At 34.3% G+C, this 12206-nt stretch carries 10 protein-coding genes and 2 tRNA genes; 5 read left to right on the plus strand and 7 right to left on the minus strand.

All coding sequences use genetic code 11. The features are described from left to right. Positions 1-108: 108 nt before the first annotated feature. Both OZP10_RS12515 and sppA read right to left on the minus strand, forming a co-directional pair. Positions 109-1056: an alpha/beta hydrolase family protein gene (locus tag OZP10_RS12515; protein WP_281631198.1), complete on the minus strand. Its 948-nt coding sequence runs from the start codon at positions 1054-1056 to the stop codon at positions 109-111. 12 nt (positions 1057-1068) lie between these two features. Next, positions 1069-2826, minus strand: coding sequence for a signal peptide peptidase SppA (gene sppA / locus OZP10_RS12520; protein ID WP_281631199.1), 1758 nt, complete (start codon positions 2824-2826; stop codon positions 1069-1071). Between the two features lie 138 nt (positions 2827-2964). Here sppA and folK point away from each other — a divergent pair, with 138 nt between their 5' ends. Further along, positions 2965-4101, plus strand: coding sequence for a 2-amino-4-hydroxy-6-hydroxymethyldihydropteridine diphosphokinase (gene folK, locus OZP10_RS12525; protein ID WP_281631200.1), 1137 nt, complete (start codon positions 2965-2967; stop codon positions 4099-4101). A 3-nt stretch (positions 4102-4104) separates the two neighbouring features. Here the strand turns inward: folK and OZP10_RS12530 are convergent, their stop codons facing one another. From OZP10_RS12530 to OZP10_RS12545, 4 genes are all read right to left on the minus strand, one after another. After that, a complete protein-coding gene (locus OZP10_RS12530; protein WP_281631201.1) occupies positions 4105-4455 on the minus strand; it encodes an MmcQ/YjbR family DNA-binding protein in 351 nt (116 codons plus the stop codon). Position 4456: 1 nt separating this feature from the next. Further along, a complete protein-coding gene (locus OZP10_RS12535) occupies positions 4457-6640 on the minus strand; it encodes an Ig-like domain-containing protein (RefSeq protein WP_281631202.1) in 2184 nt (727 codons plus the stop codon). A gap of 42 nt (positions 6641-6682) precedes the next feature. Next, a complete protein-coding gene (locus OZP10_RS12540; protein WP_281631203.1) occupies positions 6683-7219 on the minus strand; it encodes an RNA methyltransferase in 537 nt (178 codons plus the stop codon). 75 nt (positions 7220-7294) lie between these two features. After that, complete coding sequence (locus OZP10_RS12545; protein ID WP_129748767.1) at positions 7295-7726, minus strand: DUF1573 domain-containing protein; 432 nt, start codon at positions 7724-7726, stop codon at positions 7295-7297. 159 nt (positions 7727-7885) lie between these two features. Here OZP10_RS12545 and mutS point away from each other — a divergent pair, with 159 nt between their 5' ends. From mutS to OZP10_RS12565, 4 genes are all read left to right on the plus strand, one after another. Then, positions 7886-10492, plus strand: coding sequence for a DNA mismatch repair protein MutS (gene mutS, locus OZP10_RS12550; protein WP_281631204.1), 2607 nt, complete (start codon positions 7886-7888; stop codon positions 10490-10492). Between the two features lie 161 nt (positions 10493-10653). Continuing rightward, positions 10654-10726, plus strand: a tRNA-Gly gene (locus OZP10_RS12555). A 15-nt stretch (positions 10727-10741) separates the two neighbouring features. Further along, a tRNA-Leu gene (locus OZP10_RS12560) sits at positions 10742-10827 on the plus strand. A gap of 448 nt (positions 10828-11275) precedes the next feature. Next, on the plus strand, positions 11276-11659 hold the full coding sequence (locus OZP10_RS12565) for a DUF1508 domain-containing protein (protein ID WP_281631205.1): 384 nt from the start codon (positions 11276-11278) through the stop codon (positions 11657-11659). A 124-nt stretch (positions 11660-11783) separates the two neighbouring features. Here OZP10_RS12565 and OZP10_RS12570 read toward each other — a convergent pair whose 3' ends face one another. Beyond that, entirely contained in the window at positions 11784-11999 is a 216-nt protein-coding gene (locus tag OZP10_RS12570; RefSeq protein WP_008467260.1) for a PG1828 family lipoprotein, read from the minus strand. Positions 12000-12206 lie beyond the last annotated feature (207 nt).

A 12206-nucleotide genomic window follows, 5' to 3' on the forward strand; every position in this document is an offset into this window, starting at 1 on the left:
TTTGAAGATAAAGTTTTCTTAATTATGTAAGAAAATTATTAAAATTGTTAAATAAAAAAATCCGTTGAGAACTATTTTCAAAACGGATTTTTTAGGGTGTTTATTTTATTATTTCTGAATAAATGAAACTATTTTTTCAACTAGGACTTCAGAAATAGGAAGTGTTTCATTATTGTAACTGGCTAAATTATCTTCCTGATTGCCATCAATAATCTTCATAATATGATTCATCTTATCAATAATCTGCAAATCTGCATTTTTATTGGTTTGCTTTAAATTTTCGGCATCTTTTACAGCAATCTGAATGTCATTATTTCCTTGTACAATTAAAATAGGAATTGTAAGTTTTTGTATTTCGGTCTGCGGATTGTATTTGAACCACGAAATCAGATAAGGCTGAACGCTTGGCCTGAAAAGAGAATTCAGCATTGGGTCGACTTTTTTCACCTCAAATCCGTTTTTTAAACTATCAATAATTGGAAAAGTCATATCATTAAGCTGTTTCATTGACTTTGCACCAATTTGTGTCTTTAAAATCTGATCTGCCGGTTCGCCTGCGCCTGCGATCGAAATAAATTTGTCTGCTTTTCCACTGGCAACCATTCCAATTAAAGAACCTTCACTATGGCCGATTATAATTATTTTAGAAAAACGTTTGTCTTGTTTTAAATAATTAATCCAGCTTTTTGCATCTTGAATGTAGTTTTCAAATACCAGACTGCTTTCAGATCCACCGGCAGCTTTACTTTCTCCGATTGCTCTTTTGTCGTATCGTAAAGATGCAATTCCGTTTTTTGCTAAAGCTTCTGCCAGCATTTTTAAAGAATTGTTTTTCATCATCGGATTATTCCCGTTTCGGTCAGTTGGGCCAGAACCGGCAATGATTAAAGCAACTGGAAATTTTTTGGTCAAATCTGGTGTTGTTAGCGTACCAAAAATCTGATCATTATTTATCTTTAAGATCGCTGGTGTTTCCTTAAACGTGATTTCTTTTTTGGTTTGGGCGTTTAGGAAACTCCAAAACAAAACGGTTAGAAAAAGAATTACTTTGTTCATCTGTTAATTCAATTAATAAATGTTGATTCCGTAAGGTAATATCGCTTGCACTCCTTTTTGTTTTTGGAATTTCTTTACCTGTTCAATAAGAAGATAGTTTTCTTCTCCGATTTCTTCTTTAATGAAAGCTTCTTTCGATTTTGCAAAAGGAAGATTGCCCAATAGATCGTTTAACGTTTTCTCGTATTCAGGATAATTCTGAGTACTGTATTTTTTTACTTTAGCGATTTTGGCAGCTTCAGCAATCGCATCATTTAGTCCTCCAATTTTATCCACTAAGCCAATTTTTAAAGCTTCAGTTCCAGACCAAACCCTTCCTTGAGCAATAGAATCTACTTGTGCAAAAGTCATTTTACGGCCTTCAGCAACATGGGTTACAAAAGTGTTATAGATTTTTTCAACGCCTTCTAAGGTAAAAGCCTTAAACTTTTCATCAACTGGTAAAAACGGACTGTAATTTGCAGAATTCTCGTGTGTTTTAACCTGCTCAGAATTGATTCCTAATTTATTAGCCAATGGACTAAAATTTGGCAGCATTCCGAAAACCCCAATAGATCCTGTAATCGTATTGTTTTCGGCAAATATTTTATTAGCGTTACAGGCAATATAATAACCGCCAGAAGCAGCATAATTACCCATAGAAACGACAACTGGTTTAACTTTTTTGGTGATTTCGATTTCTCTCCAAATTAGATCCGAAGTCAAAGCGCTTCCGCCAGGACTGTCAATTCTAAGTACGATAGCTTTAACATCATCATTTTTTCTAGCTTCCTGAAGAGAACGTCTCATAGAACCTTCTCCAATAGTATTTACATCACCTTCGCCGCTTCCAATTTCGCCTTGAGCGTAAATAATAGCAATTTGATATGTTGCTGTATTTGATAATGCTGTCGTTACGTGATTTTGAGTATAATCTGAGATCGAAATTTTATTGTAATCTTCGTCTTTGTCTACTTTCAGGGCTTTTCTAATAGCATCATGATAAACATCTTCATAAGCAATAATATCAACCAAATGCTGTTGTTTCGCCATTTCTGGAGTTCTTGCCAAAAGTCCGTTTGCAATTTCGTTTAATTTAGGCAACGGAATATTTCTGCTTTTTGAAATATCAGCAGAAACGGTAGACCAAATAGAATTTAAAAGTGCAGTGATTTGTTCTCTATTGGCATCGCTCATTTTATTTTCTAAGAAAGGTTCAACGGCACTTTTATATTTTCCGTGGCGAATGACTTCCATGTGAATTCCTGATTTATCCTGAAAATCTTTAAAAAACATAATTTCAGAAGAAAGACCTTTAAAATCGAGATCTCCCGCTGGATTTATATAAATAGTGTTGGCAACAGAATTTAAATAATATTCTTTTTGCGAATAAGTATTAGCATATGCCCAAACAAACTTCCCTGATTTTTTAAAACTTTCTAATGCATTTCTTAAGTCTTTGTATTGTGCAAGACCAAGAGAAGATTCATCGTTTAAAATCGAAATACCTTTAATATTGTCGTCTGTTTTTGCAGCTTCAATTGCATTGATAACATCGGTCAAGCCAATGCCTTTTTTGTCCGAAAAGACAGTTACCCAAGGATCTTTATATTTTCCTGCGTAATCGTTTTTAATTTCTTTTAGATTGAATTCAATAACAGAATCTGACTTGACAGAAACGGAGTCGTCTCCACCAAAAATGGCTCCAATAAAGATCACTCCAAAAAAGAAGAGCATAATAAATACAAAAATGCCAATAACTGTGGCAATTACATTTCCTAAAAACTTCATATGTATATTTTTTTAATAAGTAGCGAAAAAGAGTAAAATGTTACAAATTAGACTTCTAAATTATGAATAAGATTTGAGACGTCGTTTCACAAATATATTGGTTAATTCTAAAATAGTTTTAGTTAATTTGCATTAATTATGAAATTACAGCATCAAGTCGTTTTATCGATAGGCAGCAACCAAGGCAGCAGACTAGAAAACATTCAAAAATGTATTGATTTAATACACGAAAATGTAGGGACTGTTATTCAGGTTTCAAAACTTTATGAGACTCCTGCATGGGGTTTTGAGAGTGATGCTTTTTATAATTGTGCGCTGTTGCTTCACACCAATTCATCAGCCCAAAAAATACTCAATCAAGTTTTAAAAGTTGAAAAAGAACTTGGAAGAATTCGGTTGAACCAAGAAGGTTACCAATCAAGAATTATAGATGTTGATTTAATCGCTTTTGATAATGAAATAATTAATACGGAAAAACTTCAGGTTCCGCATCCGTTAATGCAGAATAGAAATTTCGTTTTGCTGCCAATGCAGGACTTAATGCTAAATTGGAAACACCCGATTTTGCAGAAAACAATTTCTGAACTGATCGCGGTTACCCCAGATGAGAGTGTATGCGCGGTTGTTCAGGATTTGAAAAGTCCGATTAGTGAAATTCCAATCAATCAATTCAATTATGTTGCTTTTGAGGGAAATATTGGAGCAGGAAAAACGACTTTGGTGCACAAAATTGCAGAAGATTTTAACGGAAAAACAGTTTTAGAAAGATTTGCTGATAATCCGTTTTTGCCAAAGTTTTATAAAGATCAGAATCGATATGCATTTCCTTTAGAAATGTCTTTTCTGGCTGATCGTTATCAGCAATTAGCAGATGATTTGGCACAGTTTGATTTGTTTAAAGATTTTATAGTTGCAGATTATCATATTTTTAAATCATTGATTTTTGCGAAGATAACGCTTGCTGAAGATGAATATCGTTTGTATAGAAACTTATTCGATATCATTTACAAAGAAATGCCAAAACCAGATTTGTATATTTATTTGTATCAAAACACGGATCGTCTTTTGCAAAACATCAAAAAACGCGGACGGGTTTATGAACAGAATATTGAAGCTGCGTATTTAGAAAAAATCAATAACGGTTACTTGGAATATATAAAATCCCAAACTGATTTGAATGTTTTAATCATTGATGTTTCAGATCGTGATTTTGTGAAAAAACACGAAGACTACCTTTATATATTAAATGAAATAAAAAAGAAAACGGCTTCTTAAACTTTAGATTATTCCGAGCTGTTTTTTAAGTTTTGCTGATAGTTTTTCCTGAACAAGACGATAAGACTGCTGAATGTATGTTTCCCATTCTGATTTTTTCATTCGAGTAATATCATCAATTAAAACCCATTTGTATTTAGCCACATAGGGCGCTGGTTTAAATCCAGTCTTGTTGCTTATTTCTTCAAATTCTTCATCTGAAACTTTAAACGAAGCCGATGTGGGATTTTGGTCAAGTCCAACCACGCAATACATTTTAGTACCTACTGAAAATACAAGATCATGTTCCCACTTTATATCTTCAGTTGTGCCAGTTAGTTTTTGACAGATTTCTCGAATGGTTTCTATATTCATATTATCTTTTTAATGTAAAATGTCCTCTTAAAACGGGCATTGAATCATCGACTTTTAGAGCATACCAATAATCAGAAGAAGGAAGCGGAACTTGATTTAAAGTGCCATCCCAACTCATTTTGAATCGGCTTAATTGTGCTACTAGTTTTCCGTAGCGATCAAAAATAGTAACTACAGCTTGCGGATAATTTTCCATTCCGGTTACTTCCCAAACATCGTTGTAAGTATCATTGTTAGGTGTAAAAAACGGAGGAAAAACAAGCACTACAAATTGTTTAATAGTTCCGCCACAACCGTTTTTTTCACGAGCATAAGCAGTTTGCAATCCGCCAGGGACATCGTAAAAAACAGTTGAATCTTGATAATTAACACCATCAACGGAATACTCAAAATAATCTTCTTCTTTTACAGGGTAAATAATGACTCTTGTTCCTTCTACATCAACACGAGCAATTTGAGGAATCATATGTTCTTCAACCACAATTGTTTTTGTGCTCGAACAGTTTTCAGGACTTGTAACTACGACGGTGTATTTGCCCCCTTTACTAATCGAAATTTGTTGAGAAGTTTCATTGTTATTTGACCATAAATAACTCATTCCAGAAACTCCTGCATCTAATGTTATAGATTGAAACTGGCATAAAGTCAAAGTCTCATCTGTAACAACTGGAGGTGTATATATTACAATGTTTACTGGAGTTCTAGTTGTATTTATGCATCCATTATTTGATGCTTCGGCATAATAAGTTGTATTGGATGAAATTGTTGGAGTTGTAAAAGTGGTTCCTTGAAAAACACTTGTTCCACCAGTTGGTGAAGTAAACCAGATTATAGTTCCAATATTTGAAGTGGCTTTAATCGTTACAGTTCCTGGTCCACAATTAGTATAAGTGTCTTTTTCTGCTATTGGAGCTGCAGGAGTTGCATATACATTTGCTTTTACTGATTTGCGGTTGGATTCACAACCAGCATCAACGTAATAATTTGTAGTTACAGTTATTGTTGGAGTAGTATAAGTCGGACCTGTTGCCAATAAATTCCCTCCAACAAGAGCATCAAACCATCTAATTGTTGCTCCAGCAGTTGCAGTTGCATTAAAGGTAAAACTTCCAGAATCGCAAACAGGAGTTGGGTCGATGGCAGGAGTTGCCACAGGAATAGTTATTTTGGTGCTTGCTGCAATTTGTAAAGTAGGTTCTCCTGGCATTCCACCATATTCTACGACATATCCTTTTGGCTGATAGTTTCCAGAGGTGTCTCCTGTATTCGATAAGTCATTCCAAGAGCCTCTTATTCCTACACCGGGTTGTGTGATGTGCGCATAGTCTTCATCGCCTTGCTGGTTGGGTTCGCCAGTATTCCAAAAAGCATAATTTGGAGTCGAACCGTTTGCATTTCCTCTCCAAAAAATAGTTCCTGTTTCTGGGCCCGTAACCCATTTCCAGACCCCCTCTGTTTCGGCATCACTTCCTCCAATCCATCCAGTTCCAGAAGCTTGCTCGCCAATTAATTTAGCTTCATCAGCAGATAATATTGTCGCTAGGTAGCCTTGAAGGCCATAGTAGGTGCTTGAAGCAGCTAAATCTCGCGCTTTTGTCCAAGTCACTCCTATATTTGGAACGTATTCGTAATAATGCTGTGTAGAGGGTAAATAATTTGCTTTACCCATTGTTATAGAGAATGTCCTAATTCCAGAAGCTGCAGCAGACGAATTTGTAAAGACAACATCTTTGATTGCATTCACAAAATCTGAATATAAAACATCGGCTCCCGTTGGACTAGATAATGTAAGTTTTCCTGCTGTTGCATCCCAACTAGTCGTAATAGTTGGGTGTAAGGTGGGATTTGAAAGTTCTAGTTTGTCAAGGCCACTCGAATATCCTGAAGAAATCTGGATATAAAGTGCCTGTGTCCCGTTTTCGGCAATATCATGATCAATTCTAAAGTCGGTTACAATATTGATAGATGTCTGTGGACAGTAATTTTGATTTCCTTCGGCAGTAAGTTTTGGAGGATCTATTACGAAACTGCTTTTCTTTTGTTTTTCTATTTTTAAATTTTTGCTGTGTATTGAGAAGTGTGTATTCTTTTTGTTAAAAGTTTTTATATTTTCGTTTGCATGTGAAAAATTAAAACTTAAAACGGAAAATAAAAATAAAAAGATTGCTAATTTGATATTCTTCATTTGTTAAAAATATCAATTAATTGAGAATAAAAAAATAAATTTTTATTCAGGCCAATTTATTTTTTGAAACAAATCCCAAACCACAATTCCGGCACTTACAGAAATATTAAGAGAGTGTTTTGTTCCCAGCTGAGGAATTTCAATACATCCGTCACAGATTGCAACAGCTTCTTGTGATACGCCATAAACCTCATTACCAAAAACCAAAGCATATTTCTGATTTTTTTCAACTTTAAAATCCTGAAGAAAAATCGCACTTTCAACTTGTTCAATAGCCATAGTCAAAACATTTTCGTTCTTTAAGTTTTCAATAACTTCCAAAACATTTTCATGGTGTTCCCAAGCGACAGTTTCAGTTGCGCCAAGAGCGGTTTTATGAATTTCTTTATTTGGAGGAGTTGCAGTAATACCGCAAAGAATTATTTTTTCAATCAAAAACGCATCAGCAGTTCTAAAAACAGAACCAATATTATGCAGACTTCTAATATCGTCTAAAACTAATATTAAAGGTGTTTTCTCCGATTTTTTAAAATCTTCAATTGATTTACGTTCCAGTTCGCTGTTTTCGAGTTTTCTCATTGGTTTTAAATTCTAGTCATAAAAAAAGCTTCCAAAGATAAGGAAGCTTTTTGATTATTTTAAATGTTTCTCAGATTAGCTTTTTACTGGATCTGGTAAAACAGTACCTTTAATTGTAAGGATTTTTGTTGGTTGTCCTTCAGCGTTAGAAGTTACAGTTACAGTTTTTGTAAAAGCACCAACTCTGTCAGTAGCATATTTTACACCAATAACACCTTTAGCTCCTGGAGCGATTGGTTCTTTTGGAGTAGTTGGAACTGTACATCCGCAAGATCCTTGAGTGTTTGTAATGATTAATGGTTTTGTACCATTGTTAACAAAAACGAACTCACGTTTTCCATCTGCATTGTGAGCGATAGTTCCGTAATCGATAGTTTCAGTTTCGAAAAGCATTCCTGCTCCTTCAACTTTTGCAACTTTAGCAGCTTTAGCTTTTTTAGTTGTTTGTGCATTAGTAACTGTGATACCAGCAACAGCTAACATAGCGAATAAAATTATTTTTTTCATCTTTAAGGGTCTTTTTTTAAATGATAAACAAAGCTATATAAAAAACTTAAACCGCAACCTAAAAATGTCTTAAAAATATTTTAATTTTTGAAGCTTTCGATTTGCCGCCAAAAAATCATAAATTCGCTGTCTTAATTTTTTCATTTAAAATATAATAATTTGGCAGCTAAAGAGAAAGTGGTGAAAGAAACACCTTTAATGAAACAGTACAAAGAAATCAAGGCTAAATATCCTGATGCATGTCTGCTTTTCAGAGTAGGAGATTTTTATGAAACCTTTGGAGAAGACGCCATTAGAGCTTCTAAAATTTTAGGGATAACCTTAACTAAAAGAGGAGCAGGTTCTGATACTGAAACAGCATTAGCTGGGTTTCCGCATCATTCTGTAAATACTTATTTGCCAAAATTGGTAAAAGCTGGGCTTCGTGTTGCAATCTGCGATCAGTTGGAAGATCCAAAAATGACAAAAACCATTGTGAAAAGAGGGGTGACAGAACTTGTAACTCCTGGAGTTTCTTTGAACGATGAGGTTTTGCAATCAAAATCGAATAACTTCTTAGCATCTGTTTATTTTGCGAATAAAAATATCGGAATTTCTTTTTTAGATGTTTCAACAGGAGAGTTTTTAACAGCTCAAGGGAATGCTGAATATATTGATAAATTACTGCAGAATTTTAACCCAAGCGAGGTTTTAGTGCCAAAGAATAATAAAGGCGATTTTAAAGCCGCTTTTGGAGAAGATTTTCATAGTTTCTATTTAGAAGATTGGATCTATAAAGAAGATTATGCATTAGAAACCTTAACAAAGCATTTTCAGACAAATTCCCTAAAAGGATTTGGAATTGAAGAATTGAAAGAAGGAATTATTGCTTCTGGTGCCATTTTGTATTATTTATCAGAAACGCAGCATAATCGTGTACAGCATATTACGGCAATTCAGCGTATTGCTGAAGATGCTTACGTTTGGATGGATCGCTTTACGATTCGAAACTTAGAATTATATCACAGCTATAATCCTAATGCAGTTACGCTTTTGGATGTTATTGATAAAACACTTTCTCCAATGGGAGGACGTTTGCTGAAACGTTGGCTGGCTTTACCATTGAAAGATGCTAATAAGGTAAAAGGGAGACATGAAGTTGTGGCTTATTTGAAATCTAATCCTGAAATCCTTCATAATATTCAATATCAAATCAAGCAGATTTCAGATTTGGAACGTTTAATTTCTAAAATTGCTGCAGGAAAAGTTTCTCCTCGTGAAATCGTGTATTTAAAGGAGTCTTTGGATGCCATTATTCCAATTAAAACTCTTGCGTTGGAAAGTCCACAGGAAGCGGTGAAAGTTATTGGAGACAGTTTGCATGCTTGCGATTTACTCCGTGAAAAAATTAAGACTACACTAAATCAAGATGCTCCAGTTGCCATTTCAAAAGGAAATGCTATTGCGAGCGGAATAAATGAAGAGCTGGATGAACTTCGTGCGATTTCGACTTCGGGAAAAGAGTTTTTAGAAGGAATTGAAAAAAGAGAATCTGAAAGAACTGGAATTTCGTCATTGAAAATTTCTTTTAATAATGTTTTCGGATATTATATCGAAGTTAGAAACACGCATAAAGATAAAGTGCCAGAAGAATGGATTCGTAAACAGACTTTGGTAAATGCGGAACGTTATATTACCGAAGAATTAAAAGAATACGAAACTAAGATCTTAGGGGCTGAAGAAAAAATCTATAAAATCGAAAGCGAACTTTTTGAGCAATTGGTAGCTTGGATTTCTACTTATATCAAACCAGTTCAAATGAACGCGTATTTGGTTGCGCAATTGGATTGTTTGTGTTCGTTTACGCAAATGGCTGTCGAAAATCAATATGTGCAACCTGAAATCGATGATACATTCGAATTGGATATCAAAAACGGAAGACACCCTGTAATTGAAAAACAATTGCCAGTTGGAACGCCTTATATTGCCAATGATGTTTTCTTAGACAGAGAAACACAGCAGATTATTATGATTACCGGACCTAATATGTCGGGTAAGTCGGCGATTTTGAGACAAACGGCTTTGATTGTGCTTTTGGCTCAAATGGGAAGTTTTGTTCCTGCTGATAGTGTTAGAATGGGAATCGTAGATAAGATTTTTACCAGAGTAGGAGCTTCAGATAATATTTCGATGGGAGAATCTACTTTTATGGTAGAAATGAACGAAACAGCTTCTATTTTGAATAATCTATCAGATAGAAGTTTGGTATTGTTAGATGAGATTGGAAGAGGAACAAGTACTTATGACGGAATCTCGATTGCTTGGGCAATTGCCGAATTCTTGCACGAACATCCAGGAAGAGCTAAAACGCTTTTTGCAACGCATTATCATGAGCTGAATGAAATGACAGAATCGATGCCGAGAATCCAGAATTTCAATGTGGCCGTAAAAGAGCTTAAGGATACTGTTTTATTTGTTAGAAAGCTGGTAAAAGGAGGAAGCGCGCATAGTTTTGGAATTCATGTGGCTAAAATGGCCGGAATGCCTCAATTGGTTATTTCGAAAGCGCAAAAGCTTTTAAAGAAATTAGAAAAGAATCATTCAAGCGATGCTTTAAACGGAATAAAATCGGCAAATGAAGAAATGCAGATGAGTTTCTTTAATCTAGATGATCCTTTGTTGGAAGAGATAAAAGAAGAAATTTTAAATCTCGATATTAATGCAATTACACCAGTAGAAGCGTTAATGAAACTGAATGAGATTAAAAGAATGCTGGTTAAAAAATAAAATTTAAAAATTTTTCAAATTTAAACTTTAGGTTATCAGAAAGTTATAAAATAAGTGGATTTTTTTTTGAAAAAACGCTTGTGTAATTGAATAAAAGTCCTAAATTTGCACTCGCAATACGAAACAAAACAAGTGTTGCAGTTCTTAATAAATTTGAAAATGCGAAAATAGCTCAGTTGGTAGAGCGCGACCTTGCCAAGGTCGAGGTCGCGGGTTCGAGCCCCGTTTTTCGCTCTAAAACCATACAATGCTCGGATGGTGAAATTGGTAGACACGCTGGACTTAAAATCCAGTGAACAGCAATGTTCGTGCGGGTTCAAGTCCCGCTCTGAGTACTAAAGCCTCTTCTTTTGAAGAGGCTTTTTTTATTTGCAGACTTGCAGAAAATAAATTTACGCAGTAAATTTATTAGAATCTCAGAATCTCAGAATCTCAGAATCTCAGAATCTCAGAATCTCAGAATCTCAGAATCTCAGAATCTCAGAATCTCAGAATCTCAGAATCTCAGAATCTCAGAATCTCAGAATCTCAGAATCTCAGAATCTCAGAATCTCAGAATCTCAGAATCTCAGAATCTCAGAATCTCAGAATCTCAGAATCTCAGAATCTCAGAATCTCAGAATCTCAGAATCTCAGAATCTCAGAATCTCAGAATCTCAGAATCTCAGAATCTCAGAATCTCAGAATCTCAGAATCTCAGAATCTCAGAATCTCAGAATCTCAGAATCTCAGAATCTCAGAATCTTAAAAAAAAATCAATAATCTAAAATCTAAAATTTATAAATGGGTGCTTTTGTAATTAGCAAGCGATTTAATGATGAATATAAGTTTACGTTTACTTCTCGAAAAGGGAAGGTTATTTTTACGAGTTTGAGTTATGAGTTGAGGTTTGAATGTGAAGAGGATATTGAGAAGTTTAAGGCAAATGTAGAGCTTGCGAAATTCTTGAAGTTTAAAGGCTCTGGGGGGAAGTATTTTTTTAAATTGATGTTGGGCGAAGTTCATTTTGCTACAAGTCGAAAATACAGCACGGAATTGCTTTTGCAAAAAGGGATAAAAGAAATTGTAACATATTCTTCTAGGTCGGAAATTTTGGATTTCTCTTCGAGTGAGTCGATTTTTGGAGATGATGAGATTGAAGAAGAAATGGAAGAGGTGGTTGAATAAATAAAAAAAAAGCGTTCATAAATTATGAACGCTTTTTTTTATTGCTTGTGGATTAATGGAAAAATTAATCACAAAAAAAACCATCTAAAAGATGGTTTTAAAATCTTTAGAACTTAGGTTCTAATTATTTTTTTACTTCTTCTACTTTAGCAGCAGCAGAATCAACTTTAGCAGCAGCAGAATCAACAGTTGCAGCAGCAGAATCAACAACAGCAGCAGCTGAATCAACAGCAACAGCAGTAGAATCTACAGCAGGAGCTTCAGCAGCAGCGTCAGCTTTTTTACAAGATACAACAGTTAATACAGCAACAACAGCTAAACTTAAAAATACTTTTTTCATCTTACTTTATTATAAAAGGTTAATTATTAATTCGTGGCAAAGATATAAATTTTTTAATATGTAAAATATTTTTTCACTTTTTTTTTAAAATATTTTCCTTACTCACGTTTATCTTATTTATCAAAGAATATGCCAAAATTATAAATTTTTCTTAAATTATCTAATTTCTAGTCTAAATTATTTTTTGTTGAATAATCTTTATGAAAA

The sequence above is a fragment of the Flavobacterium luteolum genome, assembly GCF_027111275.1.
Taxonomy (GTDB): Bacteria; Bacteroidota; Bacteroidia; order Flavobacteriales; family Flavobacteriaceae; genus Flavobacterium; species Flavobacterium luteolum.